This window comes from Dellaglioa algida DSM 15638 (assembly GCF_001434695.1).
Lineage (GTDB): Bacteria > Bacillota > Bacilli > Lactobacillales > Lactobacillaceae > Dellaglioa > Dellaglioa algida.
In genome coordinates this window covers 14,255-32,343 of record NZ_AZDI01000008.1, presented here as the reverse complement: position 1 = coordinate 32,343, position 18,089 = coordinate 14,255, and the positions used below count along the sequence as shown (strand labels likewise).

At 37.8% G+C, this 18,089-nt stretch carries 14 protein-coding genes; 4 read left to right on the top strand and 10 right to left on the bottom strand.

The genetic code is table 11. From position 1 onward, the window contains the following. Nucleotides 1-34: 34 nt before the first annotated feature. Nucleotides 35-742, bottom strand: a complete 708-nt coding sequence (locus FC66_RS05935; protein WP_057974471.1) for a WxL domain-containing protein — start codon at nt 740-742, stop codon at nt 35-37. 42 nt (nt 743-784) lie between these two features. Beyond that, nucleotides 785-1,402: a WxL domain-containing protein gene (locus tag FC66_RS05930; protein ID WP_057974470.1), complete on the bottom strand. Its 618-nt coding sequence runs from the start codon at nt 1,400-1,402 to the stop codon at nt 785-787. A 617-nt stretch (nt 1,403-2,019) separates the two neighbouring features. Between FC66_RS05930 and FC66_RS05925 the strand changes: the two genes are divergently transcribed. Both FC66_RS05925 and FC66_RS05920 read left to right on the top strand, forming a co-directional pair. Further along, entirely contained in the window at nt 2,020-3,459 is a 1,440-nt protein-coding gene (locus tag FC66_RS05925) for an APC family permease (RefSeq protein WP_191978439.1), read from the top strand. A gap of 160 nt (nt 3,460-3,619) precedes the next feature. Beyond that, complete coding sequence (locus FC66_RS05920; RefSeq protein ID WP_191978440.1) at nt 3,620-4,453, top strand: undecaprenyl-diphosphate phosphatase; 834 nt, start codon at nt 3,620-3,622, stop codon at nt 4,451-4,453. Nucleotides 4,454-4,489: 36 nt separating this feature from the next. Here the strand turns inward: FC66_RS05920 and FC66_RS05915 are convergent, their stop codons facing one another. The 7 genes from FC66_RS05915 to FC66_RS05885 all read right to left on the bottom strand — a co-directional run bounded on the left by FC66_RS05915 (nt 4,490) and on the right by FC66_RS05885 (nt 15,695). After that, nucleotides 4,490-5,185: a hypothetical protein gene (locus FC66_RS05915; RefSeq protein WP_057974469.1), complete on the bottom strand. Its 696-nt coding sequence runs from the start codon at nt 5,183-5,185 to the stop codon at nt 4,490-4,492. Between the two features lie 117 nt (nt 5,186-5,302). After that, nucleotides 5,303-7,453 (bottom strand): L-type lectin family protein, encoded by a 2,151-nt coding sequence (locus FC66_RS05910; protein ID WP_057974468.1) that lies wholly within the window; start codon nt 7,451-7,453, stop codon nt 5,303-5,305. A 216-nt stretch (nt 7,454-7,669) separates the two neighbouring features. Then, nucleotides 7,670-9,757, bottom strand: coding sequence for a lectin-like domain-containing protein (locus FC66_RS05905; protein ID WP_057974467.1), 2,088 nt, complete (start codon nt 9,755-9,757; stop codon nt 7,670-7,672). Between the two features lie 87 nt (nt 9,758-9,844). Then, nucleotides 9,845-12,280, bottom strand: a complete 2,436-nt coding sequence (locus tag FC66_RS05900; RefSeq protein WP_057974466.1) for a lectin-like domain-containing protein — start codon at nt 12,278-12,280, stop codon at nt 9,845-9,847. A 142-nt stretch (nt 12,281-12,422) separates the two neighbouring features. Then, a complete protein-coding gene (locus FC66_RS05895; protein WP_057974465.1) occupies nt 12,423-13,355 on the bottom strand; it encodes an alpha/beta hydrolase in 933 nt (310 codons plus the stop codon). A gap of 130 nt (nt 13,356-13,485) precedes the next feature. Beyond that, complete coding sequence (locus FC66_RS05890) at nt 13,486-14,238, bottom strand: DUF4811 domain-containing protein (RefSeq protein ID WP_057974464.1); 753 nt, start codon at nt 14,236-14,238, stop codon at nt 13,486-13,488. After that, entirely contained in the window at nt 14,238-15,695 is a 1,458-nt protein-coding gene (locus FC66_RS05885) for an MDR family MFS transporter (RefSeq protein WP_057974463.1), read from the bottom strand. Before FC66_RS05885 ends, FC66_RS05890 begins: the two co-directional genes overlap by 1 nt. A gap of 173 nt (nt 15,696-15,868) precedes the next feature. Between FC66_RS05885 and FC66_RS05880 the strand changes: the two genes are divergently transcribed. Then, the gene (locus FC66_RS05880) at nt 15,869-16,333 is read left to right on the top strand and encodes a MerR family transcriptional regulator (protein ID WP_083478975.1); all 465 of its coding nucleotides are present in this window, start codon (nt 15,869-15,871) and stop codon (nt 16,331-16,333) included. A 62-nt stretch (nt 16,334-16,395) separates the two neighbouring features. Here the strand turns inward: FC66_RS05880 and FC66_RS05875 are convergent, their stop codons facing one another. Beyond that, nucleotides 16,396-16,803, bottom strand: a complete 408-nt coding sequence (locus FC66_RS05875) for a helix-turn-helix domain-containing protein (protein ID WP_057974462.1) — start codon at nt 16,801-16,803, stop codon at nt 16,396-16,398. Between the two features lie 277 nt (nt 16,804-17,080). Between FC66_RS05875 and FC66_RS05870 the strand changes: the two genes are divergently transcribed. After that, nucleotides 17,081-18,088, top strand: coding sequence for a DUF1002 domain-containing protein (locus tag FC66_RS05870; RefSeq protein WP_057974461.1), 1,008 nt, complete (start codon nt 17,081-17,083; stop codon nt 18,086-18,088). Nucleotide 18,089: the final 1 nt, after the last annotated feature.

The following is an 18,089-nucleotide window of genomic DNA, read 5'->3' as shown; positions in this document are numbered from 1 at the left end:
AATTAAATTCCCCCGATTTTTTTATCTATTATAATTAAGCGCCTGGTGTGTCTGAAAGACTCCAGTTTAATGTTGTCGTGTAAGTATCAGCTTGAGCTGATCCGGCTGGGATTGTTAAAGTCATCTTATCAGCACGAATTTTATCAGCATTTAAACCAGCACCAGTAGTAGGTGCGGCAGACAATACGGTACCACCGGCACCAATTGCATTCTTAACTTCAGCGGCAACTGCTGCTGTACCTGTTGCGCCACCAGCTAGCACGTTATCACCTTTACCTAAAGTTAAAGTTGCGCCAGCTAAATCACCAGATTTTGCACTCGTGAATTGGTTTGAGCTAACAGAAAGCGTCCAACCGGCTGATGTTCCACGAACATCTCCAACTTGAAGTGAGATGAAGTTACTACCTTTAAGGTCTTGAGACTTTGCAGAAACGGGAACTGTTTGGCTAACAGCATATTTGCCATCTTTAGTTTCATCTAAACCAAAGTTAACTGCTTTTGTAGCGTAAACAATTGCCAATGGACCTTTGTCTCCTGTTTCGCCACCGCCACCATCACCAGGATCTGTTGGATCAACGGGGTTCGTTGGATCAACGGGATCTGTACCTTCACCGGGTACAAACGTTACTGAACCGTTAGTTGATGCTTTACTTGTTTCTGCAGCACTTGCGCTACCTGAAACTACTAAGCCTGCCCCCAAAACTGTTGCTGCTAATAATGTACTTGTTAATATTTTTTTCATGATTATTATTCCCCCGAATGTTTGTTTATTAATTTTATATGATTAAGCTACTGGGCTATCTGTTAACGTCCAGTTAAGTGTTGTTGAGTATTTAGCAGCATGCGCTGACCCACCAATAACTCCTAAATTAATACCGGCTTGCGCATATTTAGTACTGATTTCACCAGTACCACTCTTAGCTGGTGCCATAATTTCTGCACCACCATCTAAAACATTAGCTGTAGCCGTAGCCGTTATACCTGCAATTGCATCAGAACTACCGTCAACTGATGAAGCCGTACCAGCAGGAAGTGAGATCGTAGCACCCTTTAATTCAGTAGGTTCTTTTTCATCACTCATTAATTTTGCTCCACTAACGTTAACTTTCCAACCAACAAATGTCCCACGAAGATCATTAACAGTTACATCAATGTCCGTATTTGAGTTAAGTGTATCTGCCTTTGCAGAAATTGGTTTTGAACCAAAATCGATTGCAGCTGTAGCACTCTTAAGTGATAAAGGACCAGAACCAGGATTTGTTGGATCTTCACCGGCTGTAAATGTTGCTGAAGCCGTTGTATCTTTTGATGTATTAGTATCAGCAGCTGATACGCTGTTCATTGCCCCAAGACCTAAAACCGCCCCACTGATTAATGCTGTTGTTAATAATGTTTTTTTCATAATTGTTACCCCCAAGTTTTTTTGTATACGCTTATTATAGTAAATATATAATCTAAAAACGGTCAATATTTTACGGTTGAACGTATATTTTTGATAATATTCATATATAGTGATCTTCTTTGTTCATCTCTTATAACGATTACTATAATATCAAATTTTTATCATTTAAAACGACCAACATTTGCGCGTTGAGTGTAAGTTTTTGACACTTTTTTGATTTACTAATTGTTTATTTTTAAATTAGAAAGCCCACTTATACAACAAAAACGGATCTTAATGAGCAATTACGGCCATTTAAAACATCATATTTATTAATAGTATACCCCGTTAACCAATGGTACTATTTCTGCTTACATAAAAGAAGTCAATATTCGCCACTCACTTCTACTTTTGTGATAATTTTTGATAAAACGCTTATTAATGTACTTATATTACTTTTCCTGACGAACAATATCGTTAAGTTAATTTTACTTTTACACCCTTTCCTTCTATATTAATGTCTTTTATTCGGATACAAAATTTAGTTGTACTTTGATTTCATTTTTCTTTATACTTAAGCTTAACAATTGTTCCAAAATCTCATTAAAAATATTTTTTATTCTATGGAGGCTATTATTTTGCTTGAATCAGAAAAAACGTTACGCTGGTATAACGTTGCTTTAATTGCATTCGTTTCCGTTTGGGGACTTGCAAATGTCTTTAATAACTTTGCGAACCAAGGTCTTACGGTTATTACATCTTGGATTCTAATCATGATTTTCTACTTCGTACCTTATAGTTTAATTGTTGGCCAATTAGGTTCAACATTTAAAGATGCCAGTGGTGGTGTTTCTTCTTGGGTGAAGGAAACGTCAACAAAAAGACTTGCCTACTACGCGGCTTGGACTTACTGGGTTGTACATATTCCTTACTTAGCGCAAAAACCCCAAGGTATCTTAATTGCCTTCAGTTGGTTATTTAAAGGTAACGGTAATTTTGTTAACGAAACATCAGCCATGACTGTTTCAATCATGGGCCTAGTTATCTTCGTCTTTTTCTTATGGATCGCCTCAAAAGGGATCGCAACTTTAAGTCGAATTGGTAGTATCGCTGGAACGGCAATGTTCGTCATGTCATTACTCTTCATTTTATTAGCTGTGTCAGCTCCCTTCATGACACATGCTAAAATCCAGACACCTGACATGGGTGCGATTAAATCATACTTACCTAACTTCAACTTCGCCTACTTCACAACGATTTCAATGTTAGTCTTCGCCGTTGGTGGTGCTGAAAAAATTTCACCTTACGTTAATAAAACAAAGAACTCTGCCAAAGAGTTCCCTAAAGGTATGTTGGCTTTAGCTGCCATGGTTGCTATCTGTGCTATCTTAGGATCATTTGCCATGGGATTCCTATTTAATGGTAAAGATATTCCTTCTGATTTAATTACAAATGGCCCTTACGAAGGTTTCTTACGTCTTGGTAGTTTCTACCATGTCGGTAACTTATTCATGATTCTTTACGCAATCGCAAATGCAATGGCTCAAATTTCTGCCCTTGCCTTCTCGATTGATGCCCCATTAAAAATTCTTTTAGGCGATGCAGACGATAACTTCATCCCTAAAAAATTATCAAAACTCAACAAAAAAGGTACGCCAGTTAACGGCTATGCTATGACAGGTATCTTGGTTAGTATTCTAATCATCATCCCCGCTATCGGAATTGGTAACATGAACGAATTATACAAATGGTTATTGAATTTAAACGCGGTTGTTATGCCAATGCGTTACCTCTGGGTATTCTTTGCTTACATGTTATTAAACAAACAATACAAGAAATTCAAATCAGGTTATAAATTCGTTAAGAACCCAGTTGTCGGTTACATTATTGGCGCTTGGTGTCTTTTATTCACGGCCTTCGCATGTATCTTAGGGGTTGTGCCTAAACTTAACTATTCAGATAGCCCTTCTAACTACATGTTCCAATTAGCACTTAACATTATCACACCAATCGTATTGGTAGCACTTGGACTTATCTTACCAGCAATCGCACGTCGCAATAAAAAAGACGCTGCATAGATTTCATGCTGTCAGGCATCTATCAATTTAAATTGATAGATGCCTTTTTTTGTATTATGTTAAGAAGAAGATAACTCTGCTGAAATTTATGGTTTTTGACTTACGGATTGGGTATACTAAAACAGTTAAATAAAAATTTTGGAAGGAACCTGTCATTATGATGAGTATTATTGAAATGTTTAAGGTGATTGTTCTGGGTGTTGTTGAGGGTATCACAGAATGGTTACCAATTAGTTCCACTGGGCACATGATTTTAGTCGATGAGTTCCTACAACTCAAAGAAAGTCCTGCCTTTATGGAAATGTTCTTTGTTGTCATTCAACTAGGCGCTATTCTTGCCGTCTGTGTGCTTTATTTCCATAAGTTAAATCCATTTTCTCCAAAGAAATCACAATTAGAGAAAAGAGATACTTGGTTACTCTGGAGTAAAGTTATCGTCGCTGTCCTACCGGCCGCTGTTATTGGTTTGGTAGCTGATGACTGGTTGAACGCTAAATTATACAATTTCCCAGTTGTTGCTCTAATGTTAATTATTTACGGTGTTCTGTTCATTATTATTGAAAACAAGAAAGCCAATACAACACCTGCTATTACATCATTTACACAAGTTAGTTATAAAACAGCTATTTTAATTGGTGTCTTCCAAGTCCTTGCTTTAATTCCCGGAACATCACGTTCTGGTGCCACAATTTTAGGTGGTATCTTGCTTGGTACATCTCGTTTCATTGCTGCTGAATTTTCATTTTTCTTATCAATTCCAGTTATGTTCGGCGCAAGTTTATTAAAATTATTTAAATACTTCCATAATGGAAATTCATTTACTGGTGATCAATCAGCCGTCTTATTACTTGGCTGTGCCGTTGCCTTCTTCGTTTCAATCGTTGCAATTAAATTCTTAATGGGTTACATAAAATCAAAAGATTTCAAACCTTTTGGTTGGTACCGAATCGTTTTAGGTTCGCTACTCCTTATCTACTATTTCTTCATTAAATAAACAGACAAAAAACCACCAATTTAAAATTGATGGTTTTTATTTATCTTCTTTTTTCTTAGTTGTTGCTTTTTTAGCCGCCGGTTTCTTTGCTGCGACTTTTTTCTTAGTTGTCACTTTTTTAGTCACTGCTTTCTTGAATGCTGGTTTTTTAGCTGCCGCAGTTGTTTTCTTAGCTGGTTGCTTTTTAGCCGGCGCCTTTTTCTTTTTAACCGCTTTTTTCTTAGTTGCTGCTGCCTTTTTAACGGGTTCAACTTTTTCTTTTTCAACAATTTCAGGTGGATTCTCTAAGAAGGCTACCTTCTCGGCAATCATGGTCGTCATGGTCACGTTGAAATCATCTTGATGTTCTAAATACTCAACTCCAGATGTTACCTTATCAATGCGTAACTTCGAAACGTTAATCACTGGAGATTCAACAATCAAATACACATTAATCTCTGCTTCATCCGTTACTTCATTAAAGAATCCTGGTAATTTTTTGTAATATTTATAGGGTAAATTAATAATATTAGTCTCAAGCGTAAAAATGGCTGTTCCTTCAGGATATTCAATCATCAATTGAATTTCAGCAAGTTGGTTATTTTTCAAGCTCTCAGCCAAGGCTGCGTACCCTTTAGCAAATAAATCGGGAATACCGACATTTTGTACATCTTCTGGTGTCGCCGCATAAAAAATCTTCGTATACGTCTCTTCTTCAATCGCTGACATGAACTGTTCAACCGTCATTTTCATTAGGTGTCCTCCGTCTTTTCTCTCATTCCATAAACTATCATATCCTAGATAACAAGAATTGCAAAATTAAAATACAAAAAAAAGCGCATAAATATACTTATGCACCTCCGTGAATCCTTATTTTAGTGGGACATTACTTAATGTCCATTTTATTGTAGCATGGTAAGTCTGCCCTTTAACCGTGCTAGGCTTAATGTGTAATAAAATCCCCGTATCTTTATCCCATACCTTATTTATTTTGTCACGTGATGAAGTCCCACTTAGAATTGAAAGACTACTATTGTTTAACGATGTCCCCGCATCCTTCGCAGAAGCCTTATAGATTAATGCATCTTTCAAAATTGATTGATCCGCTCCTACCAGTTCACTAGCTGTAATGGCTAAGTTCCATGTTCCTGGTAACGACGCCTCTAATTGTACATTTAACTTCTCATTAGGGTTGAAGTCCGTTAATACATTCGGAATTGGTAATGGCTTTTTTTCCGTCCCGAAATTCAAGGCGCTAATAACCGTTAAACTTAATTTACCTGGATCGGTGACGGTAATCATAGCCGTTTTTGACGCGGTATGCTGATAGTTGTCCACAACGGTTACGGTATACGTATGCTTACCGACTGTTAACTGACTCGCCGGAATCGTTTCTTTATGGTGGGAACCGGTTTTACTTAACTCGATGTATTCTGGCTTGCCTTTAGTGGTATTATCAACAACACTGGTTACTTCGCCAATATTTTGCGGCTTAATATCTCTATCCGTTTTCACAAGCGCATCAAAACTAGCTGAATCACCAAGATTAATATTTTGGTCATTAAGTCCTGTAATGCTCAACGTTTGGTTAGGAACCGAAATGGTAAAGTTAGCCGCGTTGGATTCTACAATTGCGTTATTTCCATTGAAGTGACTAATGGGGCTCATTGCCTTAGTATCCGCAGTTACGGTATTAGCTGTACCCGTCATACTGATTGTTGCCGTATTATTTGCGGTTGATAAGTCTTTAGACAGTTCTTTAGTAATAACACCGTTTTTAGCCGTATTTGTATTAAAGTTATCGACTGTTCCGTCTGCATACTTGATCGTAGCGGCTTCGTTCAACGTCACATTAGTTGGTACATTCAGTACTGCTTTAATTTTTTTCCAGTCCTGTTTACCTTCTTTATAGGTTAAAGTCGTTTGAAAATTAAGTTGATCGCCACTCATCACGTTGCCGTTATTCGTTACGTCTTGATTATTATTCGTACTATCCGTGACCTTTTGAACACCGGCCGCCGAAACTAAATTTGAAATCTGTTCAAACATAATTAAGTTATTTTCGTACTTACTACCAGTTGACCCCGTGAATCCCCACATAATATCAGTCCCATCACCATTTTTTCCATCCGCAGTAAATCTACTTTTATCAATTTGGGCGGTTTGGCTTTGACCTGTTAATGCCAAACCTGTTGTGGGATCCTTATCATCTATTGTATAAGTCATCGAACCCTGTGTTGCCGATAATGTTTTATAATCTAACGTTACGTGATGCCATGCAGCATTAGATAAGTGACTTGTTTTAATAACACCCTGGTGATTCATTACAGCATAAAACTTCAAGAAACCAAACCCAAATTTTAATCCGTATGTATCAGCTGAACTGGGATACCCATAAGCGATATGATTAGTCCCCTTGACATCAGACGTATTATCATAGGATGTCCCTTTCCCCGTATCGTTATTATCATACGTATCAAATTCAAGCGCCCAGGCATTATTTATTGCAGTCTTAGCAATTTCTGCTCTAGTGCCACCATTATCAATTCCCCAAACACCCAATGATTGACCAACCCCAGATATGGCACCCGTTCCACGGATATCATTTTGAAGCACAAAAGCCATTCCATCGCCGGAATCAAATTGATTACCAAAGTACATCCACATGTTCGTTTTACTATCTTTATTTATATTAAACGTGTTCGCAGGCATAGACCATTCTGAACCTAGCTGATCGTTGGAATCCGTTAGTTTCACAATCGCCTTTGTTGCCGCACTGGAACTTTCATCCACGACCTTGTTATCCTTATTAAGCGAGATAACACTTGAATGATTGGCTGATCCGCCACCCGTCCCTGTTTGAAAAATATGATCTAATGTTAACGCATCTGGCGCCACCGAAATAGCTTTAACATAGTCTGCCGCTGCATCCGTTGCTGTATTCGCACTAACAGAACCACCAATGCCTATCAATCCCAATGATAGACTCATTAACAGTATTTTCCCCAATTTTACCTTCATTATAAAAGCCCTCCCATTCGGTAACTCTTATATATTATCTTAACACTTAATCTTACAAAATTGATTAAGAATTACAACATTAATCAACCGTACCAATTACTTAAAAACAATATACCAAGGCATCCATATCACTTATTACTTATGACCAAATTGAATCTGAAATTTAAAATTTAAATAAAAAAAGAGGCATAATTAATTATGCCTCTTCCCCTATATCTATTCTGTTGGTGTGTGGCTTAACGTCCAGTTGATAGTCGCTTTATAATTTTGTGTTTTAACTTCACTCGGTTTAACTTTTAACAGAATCCCTGTATCTTTAGCCCATGTCTTCGTTACTTTAGACGCAGATGACTGACCGTTAAGAATTGTTAAACTGTTACTATTAACAACCGTCTCTGCGGCATTAACTGAATCCTTGTAAATTAAGGCACCCTTTAAAATAGATTTATCAGTCCCAACAACATCACTACCTTCAACCGATAAGTTCCACGAACCCGGGAGTGATGCTTCAAGCTCAACATTCATTGCTGAAACAGGATTGTAAGTTGTCGTTGATTGAGGAATCGGTATCGTTCCAAAATTCAAGTCATTAACTGTCGTTAAATCAATCTTACCTAAATCCTTGACCGTAATCGTTGATTGAACTGTTTTAGAATCACCATAACCATCATCAACCCTAATTGTGTAGGTGTTATCACCCAACTTTAATTTATTCGCTGGGATTGTTTCAGGATATGGATATGGATCTAACTTATTCAATATAATTAACTCATCACTTAACTGCGTGCCATTAAGTTTAGTCGTGACTGAAACAACATTAGATTCCAAGATAGTATCCGTATTAATGCTCGCAGCAACTTTGGCAGCTTGACCAACATTAATGGTTTGGTTAACTAACCCGGTAATTGTAAATCTTTGTTGTGATGCCTTAATCGTAAACGCCGCAGCATTCGATGTTATCATCGCATTTTTACCGTTAAACGCACTTGCAGGGCTAGCCACTTTTGTATCTGATGTAACTGTATTAGCAGTCCCGTTCATACTAATTGTTGCAGTATTGTTAGTTTTAGACAAACTTTTCGATAAAACTACTGAAATAACTTTATTCGTCACTTTAGTCGTATCGAATTTTTGGATTGTTCCATCCGCATATTTAATTGTTGCTTCTTTATCTAAGGTCACGTCATTTGGCACTTGCAATAAGGCCTCAATTTTTTGCCAATCTTGTTTACCATCTTTATAGGTTAACGTTGACTGGAAATTAAGCTCGTCGCCACTAACAACCGTTCCGTTATTAGTCACATCCGCATTGTTTTGCGTTACATCAGTAACTTTTTGGATGGCATCAGCAGAAACCAAACTAGAGATTTTTTCAAACATCACTAAGTTATTTTCATACTTATCACCAGTGGCCCCTGTGAATCCCCACGTTAATTGGCCGTTCGCGCTAGCAAATTTATTCTTATCGATGTTAAATGAATTCGTTTGTCCGGCCAATGCCGCACCTGTACTCGGATCTTTATCACCAATCGTATAAGTCATCAATCCGCTTGATTTATAGTCTAACGTTACATGCCACCACTTACCATTAGACAATTTTGCGGTATTGATAATGCCATTATGACCCAATTTATTGTACCAATTAAACCCACTCAAGTGTCGTTCGTATGCACCAGCCTGATTGGGATAGGCACTTGCAAGATGGTTGTCATTAATTGAATTTAAATCATCAAAGCCACTGCCTGTCCCTTTATCACCATTTCGATGCGTATCAAACTCAAGTGCCCATGAATTTTTAATGGCACTATTGGCAATTTCTGACTCCCGTCCACCATTATCCACACCCCAGACACCTAATGATTGACCCGCTCCAGAAATAGCAGCCGTTCCACGTGCATCATTTTGTAAAACAAAGGCCATTCCATCACCAGAATTACCGCCCGCATTACCGAAATACATCCACATGGTTGTTAAATTATCTTTATTAATATCAAATTTATTACCAGCGGTTGACCATTCTGACCCCACTTGTTTTTGTGCATCCGTAATTTTAACCAATGATTTATCCGCGGTTGCCGATCCTTCTGGCACCACATTTCCTTTAGCATCCAGTGTTACAACAGTTGCAACGTTAGATGCCCCTGATACAGTTCCTGTTCCTGTCTGGAAAATTCCAGTCAGAGTCAAGGCTTCAGGTGATGATTTTAAAGCAGTATCGTAGTCAGCGTCAGCACTGACTGTGCGACTACCAACCCCCAAGGTTAGTGCAATCATGATACTTGTTACAATCAATATTTTCATCATTCAGTTCCTCCTCCCAAAATGTCTTGCATTTTGATCAGTAGCTTAAAATCCGACAATTCAACTCATTGGTTGCAGCATTTATTTTTATTAGTTAACTGGTGTATTTGTTAATGTCCAATTAATCTGTGAGGTATAAACTTCGTCAGCTTTAATCTCACTTGGTACTACGTTCAACACAATTCCTGCGTCTGTAGCCCATTTTTTTGTAATTGTTGCTGCTTGTCCCGTGCCACTATCAATTGTTGTCCCAATTGTTGGACTTAGTGGAGTGAAACTTTTATCTTTGGTATCACGGAACCCAACTGTTGAATGTTGCAAAGTACTGTTATCACTCTTAGCAGTTAAAGCACCCGCAGTGACAGACAACGTCCAATTCTTTGCCGCTGAGGTTTCTAACTTAAGTGTATAATCCGCAGTACGACTTAATACACTTGTTTTAGCTGGAATTTGATTCTCAAAGTTAATCGAATCGTCAGATGAAATGCTCAACAATCCCACAATAACCGTAATCGTTTGATTATTAGATGTATTCCCCTCTGTATCGACTGAGTATACCGTTAAGACATGCGTCCCAATTGAAAGCTTGCTTGTATCTAGGTCAACTTTATGATCTTGTGTTGAACCTGGTTTAGTATTGGCATATTTTTCCAATTGAACCGGCGTGCCAGACGCGCCTTCTTTATAGTACGTTGTAATATCTGCACTATTATCAACAACTTGGAAATTAAACGTATATGGTGCAATGACCGTTCCGTTGTTGTCATTTAATGTTAATACAGGATGAATATTTATTTTATTTGTATACTTCACTGTTTGAATACCAGCAGCATCTGTTGCTTGAACAGTGACCGTATTTTCGCCAGCTTTATATTTATCTTTTGGTACCGTCACGCTGAATTTACCATCTGTCCCAACGTCTGCTTTAATCGGTGTTGTTTCATTGTTCACGGTTACGTCAACCTTGGCACCTTTGGCAAGTAGCCCACCTAAACTAGATTTTACTGTCCCGCTGACAGTTGCATCTGAACCATAGTTAACATCGATATCTTTGAGACCATCGATTGTTAATAGGATTTTAGGTTGACCTTTGACGGTATAACTAACAGCATTTGTATCGACAATCCGATTACTTCCAATAATCTGTCCAGCCGGACTAATGTCTTTACTGTCTTCAGTAATTGATTTTACCGTACCAAGATACGTTACTTCTGTAGTTGAATTCGGGTTTGAGAGGTCCATTCCCATATTTATCCCCTTAGCAGCATCGGCGGGTTCAGCACCTGGGAATTCTGAACCATTTACCAGGACACTAGTCCAAGTAATATTATCGGTATTAGGTATTTTGGCATGTCCAGTTATATTTTTCCAATCCTGTTTTCCACCTAGATAAGTTGCCTTACTTGTAAATTTCAATTTATCCCCAGCATTAACCACACCTGTCCCATCGCTAGGTAGATCCTTTCCTTGCGTAAGATTTGTCACGGTCTGCGTTGCTTTTGCATCGACAAGACCGGGAACTTGTTCAAACATTACTAAGTTACTTTCAGAATTAGCACCTGTAGAACCCGTAAATCCCCAACGAATTTTTCCACTAGTTGAATTAAATTTTGTTTTATCAATCGTTACCTGTGCCGTTTGACCTACATAAGCGGAAGGAGCAATTTTTGTGTCAGAATTCTCTGAAACTGCTTCCTTATCATTAAACGTATATGTCATTAATCCGTTTTTAGGCTTGGCCGGGTCAACATTTTTGTAATCAATTGTCAAATGATGCCATTCCCCATTTGACAAAGAATCATTATAAGTAATCAATCCACCATGTTTTTGTGCATAGTATGTTGAGCCAAAAAATCCACCCATTTTAGTATAGCTACCCTCATCTGCTGGGTATCCACTCGCAAGATGACTAGCGCCCGGTAAATTCAAATCAAAGGCACCACCTTTATTTAATCCCTTATTCATATAGGTATCAAATTCTAAGGCCCAACTATTTTGAATAGCCGCCTTAATCATATCGCTAGGAGCTGGTTTAAGATCATCACCCCAAACACCTAACGTTTCACCAGAATTTCCCGAAATGGCAGCATTTCCTTTAGGGTCATTTTGAAATACAAGTGCCATCCCATCTCCGGCGCCGCCCCTTCTATTTCCTAAATAAACCCACATTGACGCTTGTCCGTCCTTATTAATGTCAAATGAATTATCATCTGTCGACCAAACCGCTGCTTTTTGGGCCTTATCATTAGTTATTCTAACAAGCGTTTTCACTACATCTTGAGGGGTATTTGTAGGTCGATTAAGTGCGTCCATATTAACCATGTCACTACTTGTAGTAACACCCGTTCCTGTTCCTCGCTGGAACAGATTATCCATTGTTATTGCTCGAGGAGCAGTTGAAAGCCCCTGAGCATAATCAACTTCTTCCTCGGTAGGCGCAGGCGCCGCTTTAACACTCGAAACTCCAGCCAAAAAGAACATCCCAAAAGCCAATATTGTTATTTTTAATTTATTATTTATCATCATCGTAATAGTCCCCCACCCATTTTATCGAAATATAACATACTTATATAATATCATGTTATATCTTTTAAAAACGTCAAAAAAAGGGGGACTACACGCATTTTTTGATACTTTTACACCTCCAATAATACTTAATTTCCGTCAATTATGAACCTAAGTTATCATTCATGAATTTAACGACTTTTTTACTATATAGGGCTGGATCTGTACCGAAGGCTTTTGCATGTCCTGCACCCTTAATAACCCACAATTCTTTCTTACCTGCAGACGCCTTATAGTTGTCGTAAACCATTGAACTTGGTACAAAGTCATCCTTATCCCCATGAATAAATAACGTTGGTAATTTATTTTTCTTCAATTGCTTAACAGAATCTGCTTCAGCAAAAGAATATCCCGCACGCAACTGTGTCACCCAACTTGAGGTTGTGATTAACGGTTGCTTGGGTAGATTAAATTGTAGCTTCAATTGATAAGCTAATAGGTCCTCAACATTCGTGTACCCACAATCTTCAACAATTGCCTTAACTTGAGTAGGTAACTTCTCGCCACTCATCATCATGACCGTTGCGGCACCCATACTTAGACCAAATAGACCAATTCTCTGATCTTGCCCTTTTTCAGCAATTAATTTTTTTGTCCATTTAATATAATCTAAACGGTCTTTCCAACCAAAACCAATATAATCGCCTTCACTCTTACCTTGTCCGCGATCATCTGGCGCTAACACATTGTAGCCAGCATCATGGAATAGTCGAATATATGACGCCATATTTTCTTTGTTTTCCATATAGCCATGAGCGACCACAACTGTTTTAGTTGATTGTTTTTCCGCAGGCACATAATCAGCAACTAATTTTAAATTCTCGCCAGCCGATTGTTGTGTCCAGTTCTCTTTTTTTACACCAGCCAACCATTTTTTATCTTTAATAGTTCTCTCCGGTGTTTTCTTTGACGCCCCTGTTAATGTTTTTTCGGTATTTTGGATAGCGTAGTGATAGAGGTAAAAACTTCCACCTGCAATCGCGACCGCAAATAGGACCAAAATACTCACGATCCAAATGATTATTTTCTTTTTCATTCAAAAATCCCCTTTTATTGTATATGCCATTAACGTATTATAGCATTGTTCATTTTATAATTCATATTTTAATTAAAAAAAATAACCACACTAGTTTACTAACTAGCGTGGTTACAACGTTATAGACCGTTTATTTAACTTGTTTAACTTCTTTTAAAATAGCTTGCATAACTTTTGCCTTTTCTTGTACCTTAAATGCGTCAGTTGCTTGTTTAACTATTTCAGCTTTATCTGCGGATGAAATTTTATCATTTTTCATCATTGCATTTGCGACTGCTTCCTTAGCGAAGGTAGCCCCTTCTTTAGCAAGTTTTGCTTTACCAGCCTTAGAATTTACTTGAGCTTGTTCAGCTTTAACTATTTTAGGCATTGCCTTAGCTTGGTTAGCCGTTAAAACTAGCATATCTTTCTTAACATAGAACGTATTCGTTCGTTTAATTAAGACATGATTGTTATCGGCGATTCCAAACATCAATTTGTAGGTATTATTTTTATATACCCAACGCGTTTCTTTGACTACCAACTTATTGCTCTTCGCATTTTCAACGATTTTGCTAGTTGTATCATCCGTTTGCGTATGTTTCGTTTTTGTTTGTGATGCCGTATTTTTATAGACGACTACTTTTTCAGAACCATCCGTCCCAATTGGTTGGTAGACCAATAAGTTCGTATCCTTAGACATTGAAGCTAAAGATTCTGTTTTAGTTGTTGTTACTTTTTCCATCCCGTAATGAGTGCTGTAATTGACAACAATCATCCCACCGAGAACGATAATACAAAGTGCAAAAATACCACCGAGCGTATAACTTACTGCATTATTCCTAATTAAATTCCATGTTAGGAAGAATAAAACAACGGCAATAACCAATAAAATAATAATCATTATTTTGCACCCCCGTTATTTGTTACTTGTTGTTTTGATTTTAAGAAGAATGAGAGCCAAAGACCAATGACACAGAAAATAATCGCAATGGCAAAGGCTGCTTTATACCCACTCAACGTCGCATTAATCGCTTGGTTCTTATAATCTAAAGGTGCTGATTTAAGCAATGATTTACCAGGCAGTGCATCTACCGTTACGTTTGTTAAAACAGAAACCATGACAGCTGTCACAATTGAACTAGCAATTTGACGTGCTGTATTATTAACGGCCGTTCCATGACCCATCAATCTAGCTGGTAAAGCATTCATCCCAGACGTTGTTGTTGGCATCATAACCATTGAAATCCCGAACATCCGGATAGCGTACATGACCACGATGTATAACGTTGGCGTATCTTTCGTTAAGAATGCGAAAGGAATTGTTCCTAACGTTAATAGGAACATCCCACCAGTCGCTAACTTCTTAGCCCCAAATAAATCAAACAGACGACCCGTGAATGGACTCATAATTCCCATCATCAATGCCCCGGCTAATAACGTTAACCCTGATTGGAAAGCACTATCTCCACGCACAGTTTGTAGGTACATTGGCAAGATCATTTCGACACCGATCATAGCCATATTAACGATAGAACTTAAGAGCGCAGCAATTGTGTATTCTTTAGACGCAAAGACGTGTAATTCTAAGAATGGTGTTTCCATAGTTAGTTGACGCCATACGAAAAGACCAATAAAGATAACCCCAATTGCTAAGAAACTAAGTACTGACACGCTACCCCAACCATTATCACCAACAGTTGAGAAGCCATAAAGTAAACTACCAAAACCAATTGTTGATACGATTAATGATAGAATATCAATTTTTGATTTATGCGTTTCAATAACGGGTTTCATAAACCAGAAAGAAGCCACAATAACAACGGCTACGATAGGTACAATCATTCCGAAAAGATCACGCCATGTTGCATTATCCACGACCCAACCTGAAAGCGTGGGTCCAATAGCGGGTGCCAACCCAATAACCATTCCGGCAAGTCCCATTGATGCCCCACGTTTTTCTGGTGGGAAAATCGATAACATAATCGTTTGGAGTAATGGCATCGTTACACCGACACCGACAGCTTGAACTAAACGACCGGCAAGTAAGAAACTAAAGTTAGGTGCTGTATATGACATCACCGTTCCAAGTTCAAAAATCATCATTGCCCCAATATAGAGCCATTTTGTGTTCACACGACTACTTAACCACGCACTAACAGGGATAAGGATCCCATTAACCAACATAAATCCAGTTGTTAACCATTGAACTGTTGACGTTGTCACGTTAAAGTCCTTCATTAACGTTGGATATGCTGTTGCTAAAATTGTTTGATTCAAAACCGTACAGAACGTTCCTATTAACAATGTTGCAATCAATAGGTTACGATTATACGGTCTTCCTTTTGCATCTAAATTCATTTTGCTGACCTTCTTTTCCTCTTAAAATAACTTCGACTATTAATATAAGACTATTTGCAACGTATGTCAACCTACTTGACATACGTTTTAAAAAATATATAATCAATAGAGTAAATATGACAAGATTAATCCCGTTATCATTAATAAATTTTTTAATTTGGAGGTAAATTTATATGGCTGATATAAACGACATCGCAAATATTCAAGATTATGCGAAAAGAATGGCCGATATTATGAAAAACGATACATTCTCGATTGGTATCGGCGAAATTGCTGAAACAACTGGTCTTACACAGAGCCAAATTCGCTATTGGGAACAAAAAGGCTTCATTGAATCAATTAAGACGAATAAAAATCAAAACAGAAAATATTCTTACCATACATTATCGATTATTCGTTTAATCAAATCTTACCTAGATTCTGGGTTCACTCTCAAAACTGCGGCAGAAAAAGCCAATGCGCATAAAAAAATGGGTAAAATGCTACGTCAAATCTTTACGGATCGTTTCGTGGGCGTTGAAGAAATCGATGGTTTACCATGTATCAATCTCGGATTCTTCGATAAAGAAGAAACTCAGACGTTATACGTTGTAATTCATGATGACTCAACCGAAATAAAAGTTGTTCCAGTAAAATAAAAAATGCTCAACACTCCGAATTTTTCGTGAGTGTTGAGTATTTTTTATTTTTTTAGCGCTTATTATGTCCGAGCAAGGGCCCAAACTAACATTCCGATGAAACCAAAGATAACCCAATAGTAGCGTGCCAAAAATTCCCATCCATTATTAATAGGTTTGTATTGCCATTCTCGCCATCGATGATTTTCATGCCAATCTTTATCCGCCTCATCTTCTTCAAGTAGGCCTTTAATTTTCTTTTTAAATCCTGATTCAGATTGACTGGCATCCCCGCCAAATAATAAAACTTCTACAGGAACGTCCAACACCTTCGCAGCTGCTTCAATTTTACCTAAATCCGGTTCAGCTTCTCCCGTTTCCCATTTTGAGATAGCTTGTCTTGAGATAAATAATTGGTTCGCCAATTCCTCTTGCGACAACTGTTTTTCCTTACGACATTTAACCAATTGTTCTGCAAAAATAATTTTCATCCCGATGTCCTACTTTCCTTTAATTAACACCTTAATATTATCATCCGGTAAAATGTTCAACAAGCAACGGATGGGGCAATCTCCCGCAACCAAAAATAGCATACCGCAAATCAAATTTGCATTTCCTTATATCATAGGGTTTTGAATGTATTTTATGCGAATGAACGCAATACTGATAATCCTTAATTTTTTCTATTATTTAAATCCATTTATTATGCTTTTCTCTCCAGATAGGTATAATTAAGTTAAAATATATGTTAATTGAGAGGGTCACATTATGAAATTCAAAAATATAATTTATACGGCGGCAGTCACTACATTAGCTGTCCTTAGTTTAGGATCAGTTGCTCACGCTGCAACTGACACATCTAGTTCGGCTTCATCAACAACAGAAAAGACAACCGATTGGTCAAATCCCGTTGTCACATTAGGTTCAAGTTTAACGGATTCACAGAAATCGGGTACAATTTCGACATTAACAGCGAGTTTAGACAGTAATTCTACTTACTCGACCTTACCAGTTAATGGATCCACGTTGGTTAAATATCTCAATAGTTCTGGTAGTACCTTCAACTCAGATTCAGGCGTTTGGTCATCAGCGATGGTTCAAAAAACCAGCAGTGGTTCCGGAATTAACGTTAAAATTTTAGATTACAATGGCACAAATAATATTACGACAATTACGGAAAACCAATATAAGAATGCGGCCTTAACGGCTGGGGTAACCGACGCTAACATCTATGTGACTTCCGCAACAAGAATTGATGGTTCTGGCGCCCTTGCTGGTGTCTATGCAGCTTTTGCTCAAAACGGTGAAACCTTGAATACAAAACAAGTGACTGCCGCTCAAAATGAAATGTCGACGTTAAGTGACATTACGCAAGCTAATAAGAGTAAAGACGGTTACACGGATTCACAGTTAAATAATGCGGTAGCCGGTGCCAAGAAAGATATGGCCAAAGAAGGTAGCAACGTTACGAACAACCAGATTACAAATATTGTGAATAACCAAATCACAAATAATAACTTAACTAACATCATTACTGACAATCAAAAACAACAAATTGTTGCTGTTTTAATTAAGATTCGTGACTCGGGTGCTTTAGATTCATCCGATTTCAAGTCACAAGCTAACAAAGTCGCAACAAACATTCAAGATGGTGCGAAAGATATTTTCAGCAAATTGAATACGTCTGAAAATCGTAACTTCTTACAAAAAATATGGGATGCAATCGTCTCATTCTTCAGTTCTATCTGGTCAGCTATTACATCAATGATTTCATAAA